The organism is Serratia sp. CY81684, from assembly GCF_052166595.1.
Lineage (GTDB): Bacteria > Pseudomonadota > Gammaproteobacteria > Enterobacterales > Enterobacteriaceae > Serratia > Serratia nematodiphila.
Map to the genome: position 1 here is coordinate 221,845 of NZ_JBJNOO010000003.1, position 17,855 is coordinate 239,699.

Annotated in this window: 16 protein-coding genes; 7 read left to right on the top strand and 9 right to left on the bottom strand. The window is 57.9% G+C overall.

Features of this window, described 5'->3' with window-relative positions:
* Positions 1-42 precede the first annotated feature (42 nt).
* The gene (locus ACJ8QF_RS08860; RefSeq protein WP_442537462.1) at positions 43-5,907 is read left to right on the top strand and encodes a DUF637 domain-containing protein; all 5,865 of its coding nucleotides are present in this window, start codon (positions 43-45) and stop codon (positions 5,905-5,907) included.
* The gene (locus ACJ8QF_RS08865) at positions 5,904-6,287 is read left to right on the top strand and encodes a hypothetical protein (RefSeq protein WP_442537463.1); all 384 of its coding nucleotides are present in this window, start codon (positions 5,904-5,906) and stop codon (positions 6,285-6,287) included. Before ACJ8QF_RS08860 ends, ACJ8QF_RS08865 begins: the two co-directional genes overlap by 4 nt.
* Before the next feature lie 57 nt (positions 6,288-6,344).
* Here the strand turns inward: ACJ8QF_RS08865 and ACJ8QF_RS08870 are convergent, their stop codons facing one another.
* The 4 genes from ACJ8QF_RS08870 to purM form a co-directional block, all read right to left on the bottom strand.
* On the bottom strand, positions 6,345-6,560 hold the full coding sequence (locus ACJ8QF_RS08870) for a hypothetical protein (protein WP_049186687.1): 216 nt from the start codon (positions 6,558-6,560) through the stop codon (positions 6,345-6,347).
* A 201-nt stretch (positions 6,561-6,761) separates the two neighbouring features.
* Positions 6,762-7,313 carry a spermidine N1-acetyltransferase gene (gene speG, locus ACJ8QF_RS08875; protein ID WP_004941631.1) on the bottom strand — a complete coding sequence of 184 codons (552 nt, stop codon included), beginning with the start codon at positions 7,311-7,313 and terminating at the stop codon, positions 6,762-6,764.
* 113 nt (positions 7,314-7,426) lie between these two features.
* Positions 7,427-8,065, bottom strand: coding sequence for a phosphoribosylglycinamide formyltransferase (purN, locus tag ACJ8QF_RS08880; protein WP_004941635.1), 639 nt, complete (start codon positions 8,063-8,065; stop codon positions 7,427-7,429).
* Positions 8,065-9,102, bottom strand: coding sequence for a phosphoribosylformylglycinamidine cyclo-ligase (gene purM / locus ACJ8QF_RS08885; protein WP_025303843.1), 1,038 nt, complete (start codon positions 9,100-9,102; stop codon positions 8,065-8,067). The genes purN and purM overlap by 1 nt, the downstream gene beginning before the upstream one ends.
* A gap of 255 nt (positions 9,103-9,357) precedes the next feature.
* Here purM and upp point away from each other — a divergent pair, with 255 nt between their 5' ends.
* Positions 9,358-9,984: a uracil phosphoribosyltransferase gene (gene upp / locus ACJ8QF_RS08890; protein ID WP_004941642.1), complete on the top strand. Its 627-nt coding sequence runs from the start codon at positions 9,358-9,360 to the stop codon at positions 9,982-9,984.
* A gap of 76 nt (positions 9,985-10,060) precedes the next feature.
* Positions 10,061-11,350, top strand: a complete 1,290-nt coding sequence (uraA, locus tag ACJ8QF_RS08895; protein WP_442537464.1) for a uracil permease — start codon at positions 10,061-10,063, stop codon at positions 11,348-11,350.
* A gap of 48 nt (positions 11,351-11,398) precedes the next feature.
* Here uraA and ACJ8QF_RS08900 read toward each other — a convergent pair whose 3' ends face one another.
* Together ACJ8QF_RS08900 and ACJ8QF_RS08905 are read right to left on the bottom strand one after the other, a co-directional pair.
* On the bottom strand, positions 11,399-11,647 hold the full coding sequence (locus ACJ8QF_RS08900; protein WP_004941647.1) for a GlsB/YeaQ/YmgE family stress response membrane protein: 249 nt from the start codon (positions 11,645-11,647) through the stop codon (positions 11,399-11,401).
* 33 nt (positions 11,648-11,680) lie between these two features.
* Positions 11,681-12,202 (bottom strand): E3 ubiquitin--protein ligase, encoded by a 522-nt coding sequence (locus tag ACJ8QF_RS08905; protein WP_171404126.1) that lies wholly within the window; start codon positions 12,200-12,202, stop codon positions 11,681-11,683.
* A 272-nt stretch (positions 12,203-12,474) separates the two neighbouring features.
* Between ACJ8QF_RS08905 and hda the strand changes: the two genes are divergently transcribed.
* Positions 12,475-13,176: a DnaA inactivator Hda gene (gene hda, locus ACJ8QF_RS08910; protein WP_025159568.1), complete on the top strand. Its 702-nt coding sequence runs from the start codon at positions 12,475-12,477 to the stop codon at positions 13,174-13,176.
* Positions 13,177-13,224: 48 nt separating this feature from the next.
* Here hda and arsC read toward each other — a convergent pair whose 3' ends face one another.
* Together arsC and ACJ8QF_RS08920 are read right to left on the bottom strand one after the other, a co-directional pair.
* A complete protein-coding gene (gene arsC / locus ACJ8QF_RS08915; protein ID WP_151265253.1) occupies positions 13,225-13,578 on the bottom strand; it encodes an arsenate reductase (glutaredoxin) in 354 nt (117 codons plus the stop codon).
* Between the two features lie 20 nt (positions 13,579-13,598).
* Positions 13,599-15,068, bottom strand: a complete 1,470-nt coding sequence (locus ACJ8QF_RS08920; protein WP_004941664.1) for a beta-barrel assembly-enhancing protease — start codon at positions 15,066-15,068, stop codon at positions 13,599-13,601.
* Between the two features lie 339 nt (positions 15,069-15,407).
* On the opposite strand from ACJ8QF_RS08920, the gene ACJ8QF_RS08925 reads away from it, so the two are divergent.
* Together ACJ8QF_RS08925 and ACJ8QF_RS08930 are read left to right on the top strand one after the other, a co-directional pair.
* Complete coding sequence (locus tag ACJ8QF_RS08925; protein ID WP_325961525.1) at positions 15,408-15,947, top strand: RrF2 family transcriptional regulator; 540 nt, start codon at positions 15,408-15,410, stop codon at positions 15,945-15,947.
* Positions 15,948-16,111: 164 nt separating this feature from the next.
* Entirely contained in the window at positions 16,112-17,320 is a 1,209-nt protein-coding gene (locus tag ACJ8QF_RS08930) for an NAD(P)/FAD-dependent oxidoreductase (protein ID WP_004941669.1), read from the top strand.
* 34 nt (positions 17,321-17,354) lie between these two features.
* Here the strand turns inward: ACJ8QF_RS08930 and ACJ8QF_RS08935 are convergent, their stop codons facing one another.
* Complete coding sequence (locus ACJ8QF_RS08935; protein WP_004941672.1) at positions 17,355-17,816, bottom strand: Lrp/AsnC family transcriptional regulator; 462 nt, start codon at positions 17,814-17,816, stop codon at positions 17,355-17,357.
* Positions 17,817-17,855: the final 39 nt, after the last annotated feature.

The following is a 17,855-nucleotide window of genomic DNA, read 5'->3' on the forward strand; positions in this document are numbered from 1 at the left end:
CGCCCTCGGCGTTCACAACACCATCCTTTCGAAGGAATGAATATGGATAAGCTCAACCCTCCGTTGGCGCGGGGCGCCAGCTATTTGCTGATCTACCTGACGGCTTTCCAGCCGTTGCACCCGGCATTCGCTGCCGGTATCACCGCCGCCAACGGCAATACGCAGGTGGTTATCAAGCCGGGTAACGTACCGGTGGTGAATATCGCCACGCCGAACGGAGCAGGCATCTCGCACAACACCTATAAAGATTTCAACGTTGGGCCACAGGGCGCCGTGTTGAATAACGCCACGCACGGTGGCAAAACGCAGCTGGGCGTGGAGATCTACAGCGCGCAGGGCAACACCTACCTGAAGGGAAAGCCGGCGGAGTTGATCATCAATGAGGTGATCGGCGGCAGTCGTTCCGAGCTGCAGGGCAAACTCGAGGTATTCGGCAACAAGGCCAACGTGATGATCGCCAACCCGAATGGCATCACCTGCGACGGCTGCGGCTTTATCAATGCGCCGGGCGTGACGTTGACTACCGGCAAACCGCAGTTCGACAAGCAGGGCGCGCTGGAAGCGCTGGAGGTGAAAAAAGGCGGTGTCACCATCGGCGGTAAAGGGCTGGACGGCAGCGGCGCCGACTACGTCGATATCATCAGCCGCGCCACCGAGCTGAATGGCAAAATCAATGCGCAAAATCTGTCGCTGACCCAGGGCGCCAACCGCATCAGCTTCAAGGACGGCAGCATCAAACCGATCGCCGGTGAAGGCGTAAAACCTGTGCTGGCGGTGGATACCAAGGCGCTGGGCGGCATGTACGCCAACAAAATCCGCCTGGTGGCCAATGAGGATGGAGTAGGGGTGAACCTGAAAGACCTCACCAGCAAGCAGCGGGATATTACGCTGAGCGTTAATGGCAACCTGGTGCTTAACGGCACTACGCACAGCAAGGGGGACCTCAATGTCAGCGCCAAGGGATTGCACATTACGCCGGGCGCTATCGTGCAGGCGGACGGTAACGCCACGTTAGCGACAACGACGCTGGTGAATGACGGGCAAACCAGCACCAGCGGCGATATGCGCATCTTCGGCGACCACATCCGCAACGCCGGGGAAAATGCCAAGCTGCACGCCAATAAAAATATGTGGATCCAAAAGGATGCGCAGGGCAACAAGGCTAAATCCGTCGAGAACCGTTCGGCGAAAATCCTGACCAACAGCGGCGACTTGGTGATACGCACGGAGAGTTTGAACAATGTGAGGCAAGAGGTTCAAGCCGTTTGGAAAAGTACCCCCGGTAACTCCAAAGCATTCAATAAATCCTTGGTGGGAAGTTATTACGACTCACGGCAAGGTGTTGACGCTATTGTGCTGTTGGAACCTGAACTGAAGGACTTTGGCATCGGCAGTTGGTTTGGCGAAATCAACCTGTCGAAAGGCGACAAGGTTAATGTGGGGAAAGACGAGTATCTCTTGGTGAAATCACAGGCGCCGGGAGTGATAAATTCAGGCAACAACGCTTATATCAACGCGACAACGCTATGGAACGATCAGTCGAATATCAGCGCGGCCAAAGATCTAATCCTGACGGGGAATGATTTTACCGTCAAGAGCATTCAACTCGGTCAGAAAGATCGGTACTGGCGCCTGGGAACGAACACGTTTGGCGTTGGGGAGTTTGCCCGTGACGAAGATGCGCCTCCCGGAGATTGGGATCTGCTGTATGTCACGGAAAAAGCCCCTTATACCAAGCAGCAGGAGCTTGTTGTCTGGCAAGCAAAGGGGCAGCAAAAATCATCGATTACCGCCGGTAATAATCTCACTGCGGATTTTAAAAATAAGATAGAAATCAGTACGCCGACGCCTCATGAAAATCAGCTGAATGAAGTGGTCACCTCCGGCAGACCTGAGTCGCTTAAGGCGCGGAATGTTCTGCTGCATGCCAAAAACATCGTCGGCACTGATGCGATTCGTGCTGACGGCAATATCACCGCGATTGCCGAAGATCGAATTGTTCTTGGGCAAGGCATTTTGGCCGCCGGAAAAGAGCTGTCTCTGACGGCAGTCAACACTATCGACGCGTGGCAAAGTGAGCTGAAAGGGCAGGACGTCACGTTAAACGCCAAAAACGGTGAGATAAAAATACATTCCAGTGAGAAACCTCACTACTTCCGCCCTGACGGTTCTCGCTGGTTGGGCAGCCTTGAGGCTGCACGCGATTTGTCTCTCACGGCTGGCAGCACCATTACGTTGCTGAATACGCTGTTGGCGCCACAAAGCCGAAATATCGCCATGACGGCTAACGGCAGCATTGCAATCGTCAAAAACAGCGCGTTGTTGGAGGGGCCGCTATTGGGGGGACCGGTTTCTCCGGCTAAACGGCAAGAATACTTCAACCAACTGTTGGCCAGTGGCCAAATGAGGGCAACGGGTTCGGTGCTGCTCAATAGCGGTGGCTATCTGGCGCTACGCGGCACCAAGATTAATGCGGACAAGGACGTTACGCTGTTAGCCGCCCATAACGCCGATCTTAACTACCGTGAGCTTGACGGCCGATTCAATGCGCTTTTCCCTGTGTCCCGCACGCCTGAACTGGGCAGCCGGGTACACGCCGGCGGCAATTTGCTGATTAACTCGGCCCGCGACATCGGCACCCAGGGCGGCGCACTTTCCGCTAACGGCAACATCACGTTGCTGGCCGGGCAGAATCTATGGTTATCGAATCTGGCCTATTCCGCCATTGATGCCGCCAACGACAACAATAAAGACGACCGCCATGTGGTCACTACTCTCAGCGCCGGGAAAAACCTGACCGCGGCGGCGAATAACCAACTGCTGACTTACGGCGCCAGGTTGACTTCGGGCGCCAATATGACGCTGACCTCCGGCGGCGATATGCGCTTCGAGGCGGTGCAAAACCACACTTACCGAGAAGGTGGCAACGAATTTACCGAAACCCGTGCCCAGCAAGGGACCGAGCTGAATGCCGGTGGCCTGATGACGGTGATTTCCGGTGGCAGCATTCTATTCCAGGCGACCAAGCTGGTAGTGAAAGGGTTGGGGGCAAACTGGAAATCGCCGGTGGCGGTGACGGATTGGGGGAGTCGGATAGCGGCGGCGGAGCAGGCGGTGAATGCAGCGCAGCAACGCATACAGCAGGCGGTAAACGATAAAAATCAGGCAGAGCAGTTAGTGGTCGCAAAACAGGCTGAAGTGCCCAAACGGCAGGCCGAGCTGGACAAATTCCGCCAACAGCTCAAAAACATCGGTAATCAGGGGTTCCCCGGCAGTCAGAATATTAAAGACCATCTGAGACGGGAAATTGCGGGTCGCGAGACGGCGCTGACACAGGCACAAAACGAGGTCAATCAGGCCGTCAATCAGGTTAGTCAGGCGCAGCAACGTATCGAACAGTCTCAGCGAGAAAAAGGTGAGACGGAGCGCAGTCTTGCCGCCCTGCGCCAGGAAGCCCAAAGCAAAGGCATTGACGAGGCCAAACAAAAAGCTCAGGTCGACGCCCACAACCAGGCTGAAGCCATGCGCGCCGGGAATATGGATATCGCCGCCAAGGGCGGCTATCTCTACGCCCAGGCGATGGAAGAGTCCAGCCACTACGAGAAAAAGGAAACCAAGCGCAAATGGTGGGGCAAGAAAACCGAGGTTAAGCAGACCCGCCATGACGTGACAAACAAGGTTACCGAGTTTACCGCCGCCGGCAATATCACGCTGATGAGCCGCGACGACAGCACCTATGAAGCCAGCAAAATCGCCGCCGGGCAAAACGCGCGCCTGATCAGTACTCATGGTCAGGTTAACTTCAGGGCAGTGAAGAACACTAGCTTCGAACAGACCGTCAGTAATTCGAAAGGCTTCTTTATCAAGCAGGCCAATAAAGGCTACGAAGACAATAAGTGGGTGCTGCCGAGCATTCATACCGGTGGCGCCCTGACCGTGGAAGCCGCCAAGGGTGTTAGCGCCGATGTGAAGGTGAAAAACGGCCAGGCGCTGCAAAGCGCCATCGACGCGCTGGGCAATACGCCGGGCACCACCTGGGTCAAAGATCTGAACAAGCGCAACGACGTGCAGTGGAGCAAGGTCAAAGACGCCTACGACAGCTGGGATTACAAGAGCCAGCACCTGAACCCGGCGGTGGCGGCGGTGATCGCCATCGCGGCCGCGGCGGTGACCGCAGGCAGTTCACTGGCGGCCACGGCGGCCTCCAGCGTTTCCGGCGCCGTGGGCGGCGGGGCGGTAACCAGCGGCGCAGTCACCGCTGGTATGTCTTCGCTGGCCTCCCAGGCGGCGGTGGCGCTGGTGGAAAACCAGGGCAACCTGTCGAAAACCCTGCAGGCGCTGGGCAGCAATGAAAACGTCAAGGCGACCGCCACGGCGATGGCGATCGGCGGCGCGCTCAACGGCTTCGACAGCGCTATGGGTTGGAGCAAGGACGCGGCGGGCAAACCGCTCAATCCAAACAACGTCAAACTGCCGCAGCTGAGCAATGGCGACTGGAGCAAGGTGGCGCAGCGGGTGGCCGGGCAATCGGTCATCAGCTCCAGCCTGAATACCGCCATCAATGGCGGCAGCTTCAAAGACAACCTGACCAATGCGCTGCTGGCGAATATCGGCAGCCAGGTGCAGGCCGAGGGCGCCAATCTGATCGGGGATAACGGCGAAGTCCTGGGTGCGGCCGGGAAGTCAGTCAGCCATGCGGTTCTGGCGGGCGTGGCCGCAGAAATCGGCAAGGGCAATGCCAAAGGCGCGGCGGCAGGGGCGCTGGCGGCGGAGCTGGCCGGGGTGATCATCAATGATAATTTGGTCAGAAGTGAAGGCTGGCAAGAGCGTCAGGCTCAAATCAGCCGCGTAGCGGGCGCCTTTGCAGGGGCCATCGTAACCGCCAAAGCAGCAGGTGCCACCAGCGGTGCAAATGCGGGTGAGTTTGTTGAGCGTTTCAATCGACAGCTGCACCAGGAAGAACTCAACGCCATTAAAGCGTTGGCTAAGGGTGACAAGGAAAAAGAAGCGCGTCTGATGGCGGCTTCATGCCGAAAAGTAGCTTGCACCACGCAAGAAGCGTTGAACTCAGACGAACGCAAGCAGTTTGAAGCCCTGATGAATAAGTACCCGTCAACGCGGGATGAAGATGGCCTCATTGCCAATTACTGGGTACAAAAAGAGCGCCAGCGCTTCGGCAACTATCCGGCGTTTGCCGGTTATGACAGCGAAAAGTTATTCACGTATGATTTGGGCGACCAGATAACCGACGGCCAGCTGTTTGCACGCAACCAGCAGATAGAACAAATCAGCAAGTTGACCGGGTGGTCGCCGGACTGGGTGAATGCCTCGGTGATGGCGGTCTCTATCGCCAGCACGTTTGCCGGTATGGGCAAAGCGAACGTCGGCAACCAATACCTGTCATCCAAACTGGTAGGGCCAACCAGCGCCTGGAAAGGGTATTTGGTCAATGAGAAGACCGTTCAGCAGGCTGCTACATTAAGACAGCAAGTATTGGATGCTAGGGCGCCGTTTCCGCAAAACATTCGAAAAAGTGGGAATGCCGCAGTTGCACAAATCGATATCCCAGGCATGCCGAAAACTCTTGCGGCACATAGCCGTGTAGACAAGGCTGAAAAAAGTTTTGTTGGGAAAGGTGGTGGAAACTTCACATATGAAACGATCAAGAATAGTGATGGTAACCCAATCCCCAGAAACCTAGATTCTGAATATAAAATTTTGGATAATCTGGCTGATAAATTGGGGGGGAACATTGCCGCTAAGGGAAAGGTTACCATTTTTACTGAGCGCGTAGCTTGCGACAGTTGCCTTGGTGTCGTGGAACAGTTTCAGAAAAAATATCCAGGAATCAAGGTGGAAGTGCTCGATAACAATAATATACTTCTGATACCGCGGAGGTTGAAATGATAGATGACGAACGTATGAGTTATAAGGACATACGAACTGATTTTTTAGACTGTTTCTACGGCTGTTGCCGAAATATTTTAGATATGAGTAATAAGTCAGGCGAGAAGCCTTTGTATGACGGTATAGAAATAGGATATGCATCATATCAATATGAGCATGTACCTTTTATACCCATGGAAAATTTAATGTTAAATGTGTTTAAGCTTGTTTTAATGGCTGGTAGAGGGCCAGAGGAGGTAGAAATTAATGTCAGAAATAACATATCGGACATATTAAAGGATAGATCTCTAGAAGAGTTACTGCTGGACGCTAGCGAAGAAGAAAAAAACGACTTGCTTTATGACATGGAGCTACTTGGGTTACTGGAACAGTGTAAGTAATATTGTAATTCGGTAATATTTTTTCCTTGAACGGCTCTTCGGAGCCGTTTTCTATTTTTATCGTCCCCGCCCCGAAACCCGCAGCACCAGCCCCACCAACAGCAACGCAGCGCCCGAGGCATAGAGCGGGAACCAGCGCGTCCACCAGAGCGGGGAAAACAGCGGGGTACTATTGGGATCTGCAGGCGCGTAGCCGCTATAGGTATTCAGGCCGGCGGCGATGGCGATCATCGCCAGACCGATAAAAAGCAGCAGGTTTGAGACGGTCGTCATGGCATTTTTCCTTTGTAGAGGTAGAGGTAGAGGGTAATTCTTACTATTAAGTATTTTTCGATTAATTATCTTGAGGGATATTATTTACTTTCGTATTCATCAGATTATTTCCTGACGATAAAATAGCATCCATTAATACTAGTCGCTTATTTCCCAATAAAAAACCCGCCTGGGCGGGTTTTCTCTTTTTCTCGCTAAGCGTCACTTCACCAGCGGCTTATCATTAGGCGTTTTGAACTTCGCCAGATATTGCGGCTGGAAAATGCACATGCGCAGCACGGTGCGGTATTCGCCGTTGACGAAGAACTCGTCGATCAGCTCGCCTTCCACGTTGAAGCCCAGCTTGCTGTAGATGTGGATCGCCTTCGGGTTCTCCTTGTCGACAATCAGGTACAGCTTGTACAGGTTCAGCACCGAGAAGCCGTAGTCCATCGCCAGCCGGGCGGCGGTGCTGGCATAGCCTTTGCCCTGGTGGGCAGGATCGATGATGATCTGGAATTCTGCGCGGCGGTGGATGTGATCGATCTCCACCAGCTCCACCAGGCCGACCTTGGCGCCTTCGTGCTCGATGATAAAGCGGCGCTCGCTCTGATCGTGGATGTGTTTGTCGTAGAGATCGGAAAGTTCGACAAAGGCTTCATAGGGTTCTTCAAACCAATAGCGCATAACGCTGGCATTGTTGTCCATCTGGTGGACGAACGACAGATCGTCCCGTTCCAATGGGCGTAATCTGACGCTGGCAGTGCTGGACATGTGGGCTCCTCTGTACCGTGAAATTGTGCAAAGTATAACTTCACAGAATGGATGAAGGCGAAAAAAAACGGCGCCGCGTGGGCGCCGTTTAGGCAAGGTTCAGGCTGCGCGCATCAGTCGGCGGCGTGACCCTGCTCCGGCAGGCGTTCGCCGTCCAGCCAGGCGGCGCCATCGCGCATTGCCAGGCGGCCGTCGACGAACCAGCTCACCACCAGCGGATAGATCGTGTGTTCCTGGGTTTGCACCCGTTCAACCACGTCATCCTCTTCGTCGTCAGCGAAAATCGGCACCTTGGCCTGCAAAATCACCGGGCCGCCGTCGAGCTGTTCGGTCACGAAGTGCACCGAGGTGCCGTGTTCGCTGTCGCCGTTGTCGATGGCCTGACGATGCGTATGCAGCCCTGGGTATTTCGGCAGCAGGGAAGGGTGGATGTTCAGCATGCGGCCGGCATAACGCTGCACGAACTGCGGGCTGAGGATGCGCATGTAGCCGGCCAGCACCACCAGATCGGGCTGGTACTGGTCGATGGCGTCCGCCAGCGCGGCGTCGAACGCCGTGCGATCGGCGTAGGCCTTGGCATCCAGCGCCTGGGCGGCAATGCCCGCCGCTTCGGCGCGTTGCAGGCCATATGCCTGCGCCTTGTTGCTGAACACCGCCACGATTTCGGCGGCGATGCGGCCCTGCTGGCAGGCGTCAATCAGCGCCTGGAGATTGCTCCCCTGGCCGGAGACCAACACCACGATCTTTTTCATCAGTTGATGACCACTTGTTGTTCGTCGGAAGAGGCGGTCAGTTTACCGATTTTCCACGCTTTTTCACCTGCCGCGGTCAGCAGCGCGATGGCCGCTTCCACTTCGGCTTCCGGCAGGGCGATGACCATGCCTACGCCGCAGTTGAAGGTGCGGTACATTTCATGACGGCTGACGTTGCCGGCCTGCTGCAGCCAGGTGAACACCGCCGGCCACTGCCAGCTGGCTTCGTCGATCACCGCCTGCATGCCTTCCGGCAGCACGCGCGGAATGTTTTCCCAGAAGCCGCCGCCGGTGAGGTGAGCGATGGCGTGGACGTCCGCCTTCTCGATCAGTTCCAGCACGGACTTCACGTAAATCTTGGTCGGCGCCAGCAGGTGGTCGGCCAGCGGTTTGCCTTCCAGCTGGGTGGCGGTCGGATCGGTGTTGCTCACTTCCAGGATCTTGCGCACCAGCGAGTAGCCGTTGGAGTGCGGGCCGGAAGCGCCCAGGGCGATCAGCGCATCGCCGGACTGCACTTTGCTGCCGTCGATGATCTCGGATTTTTCGACCACGCCGACGCAGAAACCGGCCACGTCGTAATCTTCGCCGTGGTACATGCCCGGCATTTCAGCGGTTTCGCCGCCCACCAGCGCACAGCCGGACTGCTTGCAGCCTTCGGCGATGCCGGTGATCACGCTGGCCGCGGTGTCTACGTCCAGTTTGCCGGTGGCGTAGTAGTCGAGGAAGAACAGCGGCTCGGCGCCCTGAACCACCAGATCGTTGACGCACATCGCCACCAGATCGATGCCGATGGTGTCGTGGCGTTTCAGATCCATCGCCAGACGCAGCTTGGTGCCCACGCCGTCGGTACCGGAAACCAGCACCGGCTCGCGGTATTTCTGCGGCAACGCACACAGGGCGCCAAACCCGCCTAGACCGCCCATCACTTCCGGGCGACGGGTCTGTTTAACTACACCTTTGATGCGATCTACCAATGCGTTGCCTGCATCGATATCGACACCTGCGTCTTTATAGCTGAGAGAGGTTTTGTCGGTCACTGCGCGATTCCCCACGACGGTTTGCGGTTTGAAAACTGTGCTTCCGATGTTGATTCCGGAATAAGGCGCGGCAATTCTAACAGCGCAGGCAAACGTTTGCGAGCGGCTTGTGAACCGGCTCCGCTTTTTCGTCATCTATACTGATATTCAAACTTTTGTTGATCCCGATCGGGCTATTGTGGGTGGCGCAGCGAAAAAAAGGAGGTATAATCCCGCGATTTTTTTGGCCGCAACCACCTTAATAGGAGAAAAATGATGAAGATCGTTGAGGTGAAACACCCGCTGGTAAAACACAAGCTTGGCCTGATGCGCGAAAATGACATCAGCACCAAACGCTTCCGTGAGCTGGCCTCAGAAGTGGGTAGTTTACTGACCTATGAAGCGACCGCCGATCTGGAGACGGAAAAAGTCACCATCGAAGGCTGGTGCGGGCCAGTTGAAGTGGATCAGATCAAAGGGAAAAAGATTACCGTAGTGCCAATCCTGCGCGCCGGTCTGGGCATGATGGAAGGGGTGCTGGAGCACGTGCCGAGCGCGCGCATCAGCGTGGTGGGCGTATACCGCGACGAAGAAACCCTGGAGCCGGTGCCGTATTTCCAGAAGCTGGTTTCCAACATCGAAGAGCGCATGGCGCTGGTCGTCGACCCGATGCTGGCCACCGGCGGTTCGATGATCGCCACTATCGATCTACTGAAGAAAGCCGGCTGCCATAGCATCAAGGTGCTGGTTCTGGTCGCGGCGCCGGAAGGGATCGCCGCGCTGGAGAAAGCGCATCCGGACGTTGAGCTGTACACCGCCTCCATCGATCAGTGTCTGAACGATAAGGGCTACATCGTGCCTGGCCTGGGCGATGCGGGCGACAAGATATTTGGTACCAAGTAAACATTTGAGCCGACTTAATGAGTCGGCTTTTTTTTGACTAAAACCTATAAAACCAATAAACCGAGGAAAAACATACATGACCCGTCGCGCCATCGGCGTCAGCGAGCGCCCGCCGCTGCTCCAGACCATTCCGCTCAGCTTCCAGCACCTGTTCGCCATGTTCGGCGCCACCGTGCTGGTGCCTATCCTGTTCAAGATCAACCCGGCGACCGTGCTGCTGTTCAACGGCATCGGCACGCTGCTGTATCTGTTCATCTGTAAAGGCAAGATCCCGGCTTACCTCGGTTCCAGCTTCGCGTTTATCTCGCCGGTGCTGCTGCTGTTGCCGCTCGGTTATGAAGTGGCGTTAGGCGGTTTCATCATGTGCGGCGTGCTGTTCTGCCTGGTGGCGCTGATCGTGAAAAAGGCCGGCACCGGCTGGCTGGATGTGATGTTCCCGCCGGCGGCGATGGGGGCGATCGTCGCCGTCATTGGCCTGGAGTTGGCGGGCGTGGCGGCCAATATGGCGGGGCTGCTGCCGGCTGAAGGCGCCAGCGCCGACTCGATCACCATCACCATTTCGCTGGTGACGCTGGCGGTCACGGTGCTCGGCTCGGTGCTGTTCCGCGGCTTCCTGGCGATTATCCCGATCCTGATCGGCGTGCTGGTGGGTTATGCGCTGTCGTTCTTCATGGGCGTGGTGGATTTGACTCCGATCCGCGAGGCGCACTGGTTCGCGCTGCCGACCTTCTACACCCCGCGCTTTGAGTGGTTCGCCATCTTCACCATTCTGCCGGCGGCGCTGGTGGTGATCGCCGAGCACGTCGGCCACCTGGTGGTGACCGCCAACATCGTGAAAAAAGACCTGATCCGCGATCCGGGCCTGCACCGCTCGATGTTCGCCAACGGCATCTCGACGGTATTCTCCGGCTTCTTCGGCTCCACGCCGAACACCACCTACGGCGAGAACATTGGCGTGATGGCCATCACCAAGGTCTACAGCACCTGGGTGATCGGCGGCGCGGCGGTGCTGGCGATCCTGTTGTCCTGCATCGGCAAGCTGGCGGCGGCGATCCAGGCGGTGCCGGTGCCGGTGATGGGCGGAGTTTCGCTGCTGCTGTACGGTGTGATCGGCGCTTCGGGCATTCGCGTGCTGATCGAGTCCAAAGTGGACTACAACAAAGCGCAAAACCTGATTTTAACCTCGGTGATCCTGATTATCGGCGTGAGCGGCGCCAAGGTGCATATCGGCGCGGCGGAGCTGAAAGGCATGGCGCTGGCGACCATCGTCGGCATTGGCTTGAGCCTGCTGTTCAAGGTCATCAGCCTGTTCCGCAAGGAAGAAGAGGTGCTCGACGCGCCGGACGAACCGGCAGAGCAGAAGTAACGAAAAGGGCAGCCCATGGGGCTGCCCTTTTGACTGATGGCATTCGCCTCAGCTGCGAATTTTGCGGTACACGAACAGCACCACGATGGCGCCGATAACCGCCACCACGAAGCTGCCGAAGTTGAAGCCGTCAACCTTGCCGTAGCCGAAGAAGGTGCTGATATAGCCGCCGACCACGGCGCCGACGATCCCCAGCACGACGGTCAGAATAAAGCCGCCGCCGTCTTTGCCGGGCATGATCCACTTAGCCAAAATACCGGCGATCAGGCCGAAGATAATCCAGGAAATAATCCCCATTTACTGCTCCTTTCTTTGGTGGCTGAGAATAGCTTACTGCTGGGTGGCCGGCTGAGTCTGAGTATTGCCGTTCACCGCCGCATCGGTCTCTTGTTTCAACTCTTGCGCTTTGTTTTCGGCGCTGTTCTTGATGGCTTCGGTCTTGGCCTTGGCCTGCTCGGTCAGATCGTTGGCGCCGTTGATGGCGTCGTTTTTGATGGCCTTGGCCTGATCCACCAACTGCTGGCTCTGCTTGCCGGCGTCATCTTTGATCGCGGCGGCCTTGGCCTTGGCGTCGTTGGTGATGGCGTCCGCCTGCTTGGCGGCTTCATCTTTAATCGCCGAAGCTTTGTCCTTCAGCTGGTCAGCCTGCGTGGCGGCCTCTTTTTTGATTTCATCCGCCGTCGCTTTCGCCTTGTCCGTCAGATCGTCCGCTTTTTTCTTGGCGGCGTCTTTCATCTGCTCGGCGCTGTCTTTGGCTTTATCCAGGTTGGCGTCAACCTTGGACGAGTCATCACAGCCGGCAACCAACAACCCGATAAAGGAGGCCAACAGCACTTTATTCCATACTTTCATCGTCTATATCCTTGCAGAAACCTTGTTGATGGTGATTGCATTTAGCCTACCTATACTAGGCCAGATTTGGCTTAAATGACAAATTTAACCTGCGCAGGCATGGGGTTAGGGAATGATATCGGATAATTCTCGCCTTGGCGGGCGCAGCAGCCAATCAAGCGGCGCTTAGGCATTGTTCACTATTGCGGCATAAGATCCTGCCGGTTCAACAGCGCCCGTTTTCTGTGTTAAACTGCCCACGTTTTTCTGCCAGTTTTGGTTGAGGTGCTTCTCTGAATACGCCGGCACAGCTTTCACTGCCACTTTATCTTCCCGATGATGAAACTTTCGCCAGTTTTTATCCGGGCGAGAACCCATCCCTATTAGCCGCGATCCAATCCGCCGTCCGTCAGGAACATGGCAGCTATATCTATTTCTGGTCGCGTGAAGGCGGCGGGCGCAGCCATTTGCTGCATGCGGCCTGCGCCGAGCTTTCGCAGAAAGGTGAAGCGGTGGGCTATGTGCCGCTCGACAAGCGCGCCTACTTCGTGCCTGAAGTGTTGGACGGCATGGAGCAGCTGGCGCTGGTCTGCATCGACAATATCGAATGCATCGCCGGCGACGAAGAGTGGGAGATGGCGATCTTCAACCTCTACAACCGCATTCTGGAAACCGGCCGCACCCGTTTGTTCATCACCGGGGATCGTCCGCCGCGTCAGCTGAACCTGCGTTTACCGGATCTGGCTTCGCGCCTGGACTGGGGGCAGATCTACAAGTTGCAGCCGCTGTCGGACGAAGAGAAACTGCTGGCGCTGCAGCTGCGCGGCAAACTGCGCGGCTTCGAGCTGCCGGAAGACGTGGGCCGCTTCCTGCTGAAGCGGCTGGATCGCGAGATGCGCACGCTGTTTATGACCCTCGATCAGCTCGATCGCGCCTCGATCACTGCCCAACGCAAGCTCACCATTCCGTTCGTTAAAGAGATCCTGGGGCTGTAGCCGCTACCGTAAAAGAAAGGGCGCAATAGTCCGCGCCCGAATTCGAATTTACAAAATCTCCAGCACCTGCTCCGGCGGCCGGCCGATGCGCGCCTTGCTGCCTTTCACCACGATCGGGCGTTCGATCAGTTTCGGGTTCGCCGTCATCGCCGCCAGCAGTTGCTCTTCGCTCAGGCTGTCGTCCGCCAGCTTCAATTCCTTGTACAGATCTTCTTTTTTGCGCATCAGCTCGCGCGCCGATGTGAAGCCCAGTTCCTTCAACAGCTTTTTCAGCTCATCGACCGTAGGGGGCGTATCGAGGTACAGCACTACCTTGGGATCGACACCGTGCTGCTCCAGCAGCGCCAGGGTTTCACGGCTCTTGGAGCAGCGCGGGTTATGGTAAATCGTGACGTTTTTCATGGCGTTCATTCCTTGTTGAATCAGCTGCGCTGGTATTGGCGGAAGCGCTGTTGCAGTTGGCGCAGCTGGTCGATGCGCGCATCGTAGCGCGCCTGTTTCAGGCTGCCGAGTTTCTGCAGCGAGCTGGCATTGCTGAGCAGGCCGATGGCCTGATCGAGCCGGCCGGTCAGCGCCAGGCTTTCAGCGCGGGCCGACAGCTCTTCATCGCGCAGCCCCTGAGCGGCGCTGGCCTGCGCCAGCAGATCCCAGCCGTTCGGATCGTCCGGATGGGCAAAGGTGTAGCGGTTCAGGATCTTCGAGGCCTGCGCCGGCTGGTTGCCTTCGACATAGGCGTTGGCCAGATTGAGCTGCAGCACCGGGTTGTTGTTCTGGGCGGCGTTGGCCGCCTGCAGGCGTGCGATGGCCTGCGGCGCGCGTTTCTGACCGAGATCGATGTCAGTCATCAGGTCGATCAGCCAGACGTTTTTCGCATCCTGCGCCAGCATCGGCTGAATGATGTTGCGCGCGTCGTCGTATTTTTTCGCTTCATAGAACAGAATGGCGCGGCCGTATTTGGCGGCCGCCTGTTCGCGCACGTTGCCCTTGCTGAGTGAGCCGAGCAACTCTTCGTTCAGGCCGTAGCCTTCCGAGCTGTACATGCCCAGGGCGCGCACCTTGGCCATCAGGTAGTCCTGCGAAGACTGCACGATGTGTTTCGGCATCTGGTTGGCGCGGTTGCGCGCGTCGGAGAGGCGGCTGTCCGGCAACGGGTGCGTCAGCAGCATTTCCGGCGGCTTGGAGGCGTAGCGCGACTGATCCGAGAGTTTCTGCAGGAAGTCGGGCATGGCTTCCGGATCGAAACCGGCGCGCTGCAGCACCTGAATGCCGATGCGGTCGGCTTCCTGTTCGTTCGATTGGGTAAAGCTGATCATGCCTTGCTGGGTGCCGGCCATGGTGCCGCTCAGCGCCGCCATGCCCATGGTCGGGTTGGCCATCGCCAGCAGAATGGAACCGAGTGCGCCCACCCAGGTCAGCGGGGCGTTGCGCTGCTGATCTTCCATGGCGCGCGCCAGGTGGCGCTGGGTAACGTGCGAGATTTCGTGCGCCAGCACCGAAGCCAGCTGGCTTTCGTTGTCGCTGACGCGAAACAGCGCGGAGTGCAGCACCACGTTGCCGCCGAAGAAGGCGAAGGCGTTGATCTCGTCGTTGCGCACCAGATAGAAATGGAACGGCGTGCGCACCGAATAGGCGCTGGCCACCAGCCGGTTGCCCAACTGATTGATGTACTGGCTCAGCAGCGGATCGTTGATCAGCGGGGCGCTGGCGCGCAGTTGGCGCACATAGAAATCGCCCATCGCCAGCTCTTGTCCGATGCTCAGGGTGCCGCCGGCGGAGGTGCCCATATCCGGCAACTGGTCCTGGCTTTCCGCCTGTGCTGGCGCCAGGGCGGTGGCGTTCAGCGTGCTGAGCAGCAGCACCGCTAACGCGGTTTTGGTCAACCGGTTGGTCATAGTCAGGCGTTTCCCTTAAATAATCATTTCTAAGACGTCAGCAGCAGACAAGAGTTCTTTATTCCCGCGGCGCAATCCGCGCGAAAGTGCGGCGGCTCACAAACCGCGGCGGCGGCACCCATCACATCATAGTCAGCCGCAGGCGACAAGGAAACGTTAGCCGAGCGCGAATCGAGCAAAGAAGTTTTATTTTTCATTTTGAAGGGCGCTTTTTCGTCGCTGGCGACATGCATTTTGGATTAAACGCGGACAAAGTTGATCCGCGTTTTATTGACAAGATAAACGCAGACTCATATAGTCTGCGTTATTGAAGATTCACTGACGGTCGAAAACGGACATATGGCGTACATCACAACCAGCGTTGAATATGGCATCCACTGCCTGCTGTGGCTGGTCGGCGATAATCAGCGCGCGCTCAGCAGCCGCGAACTCGCCGAGCTGCAAGGCATCTCCCCCAGCTTTCTGGCCAAGATTTTTCCCAAGCTGGAAAAGGCGGGGATCGTCGCCGCCAGCGAAGGGGTGCGCGGCGGTTACCGGCTGGCCCGTCCGGCGGACGAGATCAGTTTTCTGGAAATTATCGACGCCATCGAGGGGCACAAGCCGCTGTTCGATTGCCAGGAGGTGCGCGGGCGCTGTGCGGTGTTCGATGATTCCCCGCCGGATTGGGCGGTCTCCGGCAAATGCGCTATCCATGCGGTGATGCTGCAGGCGGAGAAGGCGATGCGCGATGCGCTGGCGGCGCAGACCCTCGGCGCCGTCGCGGCCCGCTTTGGCCACAAAGCGCCGCAAGGCTTCTTCGGTGAGGTCAACCTCTGGCTCGACGAACGCATGACGGAACGCACCGCGCGCAGCGGCAAAACGGCGCGGGCCAAAACCTAAGCTCCGCCTTTCCTTAAAAAAGCGAAACACACTTTTTCCCGCCTCCTCGGAAGGGGCGGGCGGGCCTTCTGCACCCTGCTACGGGAGCGGAACGGCATCGTTCATCCGAAAAAACTGCGGGCAAGCCTTATTGCCCGGTTAACCCTGTATGAAGGAGTCATCCCATGACGCAGAAAATAGTGATTGCCGGTTCCGGTTTTGCCGGTTTTTGGGCCGCCGTGTCCGCCATGCGCGCCATTACCCTCGCCGGTAAGCATGACGATATCGAGGTGCTCATGGTCTCGCCGACCCCAACGCTCACCATCCGCCCGCGCCTGTATGAAGCGGTGTTAGAAAACATGAACCCGGACATTTCCGCGCAGCTCGCCGCCGTTGGCGTGCGGCACCTGGCCGGGGTTGTTGAGCGTATCGATGCCGCTGCTAAAACGCTCACGGTGGCGCCGACGGCGGGGGCACCCCTTGAGTTGGCCTACGATCGTTTGGTGTGGGCCACCGGCAGCCGGCTGTCCGTGCCTGCGGTGCCGGGCTTTGCCGAATACGGTTTCAACGTCGATACGCTGGAAAGCGCTCAGCGTTTGGGCGCCCATATCAATGCGCTGGCGGCCAAACCTTCGACGCCTGCGCGCAACACCGCCGTGGTGGTGGGCGCGGGGCTGACCGGGCTGGAGAGCGCGGCGGAGATGCCGCAGCGGCTGCGGGATGCGCTGGGTAAAGACGAGAACGTGCGCGTGGTGATCGTCGATACCGCGCCGGAAGTAGGCGCGGGGATGGGGGCAGAGCCGGGGGCGGTGATACGCCAGGCGTTGGCGGAGTGCGGCGTGGAAGCGCGGGCCGGCCTGCGCGTCTCGGCCATCGACGCTGAGGGAGTGATGCTGTCGAACGGTGAGCGTATCGCTGCCAACACGGTGATCCTGGCGGCGGGCGTGCGGGCGCATCCGCTGACCGAGCAGATCCCTGGCGAGCGCGACGGCAGCGGCCGGGTGATCGGCGATGCCTTCCTGCGTGCGCCGGCGGCGGCGGGCATTTTCGTGGCCGGCGATACGGTGAAGGCGGCGACCGACGATCTCGGTAATCACAACCTGATGACCTGCCAGCATGCGATGAGCCTTGGCCGCGTGGCCGGCCATAATGCGGCGGCGGAGCTGGCGGGGTTGCCGACGCATCCATACAGCCAGCCGAAGTATGTGACCTGCCTGGATCTGGGGCCCTGGGGCGCGCTCTATACCGAAGGCTGGCAGCGCCAGGTGCGCTTTACCCGCCAGGAAGGCAAAAAGATTAAGCAGGAGATCAACACGCAGTGGATTTATCCACCGGCGGCGGATCGCGAGGCGCTGTTCGCCATCGCCAATCCGGATTTCGTGATTGTGCCTTAAGGTCGTCAAAACGGGAGCGGCAACGCTCCCGTCGTCATTTTCCCAACGGCAGGAACGAGCGTTCCGGCACCACGGTTTTCATCACCAGCGTGGAGCTCAGGCGCTGCACGCCCGGCAGGGCGGAGAGCTTCTCGTCGTAAAGCTGCTGGAAGGCGGGCAGATCGCGGGCGATAACGTGCAGCAGATAGTCGGGATCGCCAAACAACCGCTGTGCCTGCACCACCTGCGGAATGTCCACCATGGCGTTTTCGAAGGTTTCAACGGCGCGGCGATCGCCTTCGCGCATGGTGACGAACACCAGGGCGGAAAAGTTATAGCCCAGGCTGCCGGGATCGAGTTGGGCGCGGTAACCCCTGATCACCCCGGACTCCTCTAATGCCCGCACCCGGCGGTGACAGGGAGACACGCTCAAACCGATCCGCTCGGCCAGCTCGGTCACCGACAACCGGCCGTCGGCCTGCAGTTCAGCAAGAATCTTGCGATCAATCTTATCCATTTGGAAAAATTTCCCCGTTTATGCCGATTTCAGGCAAGT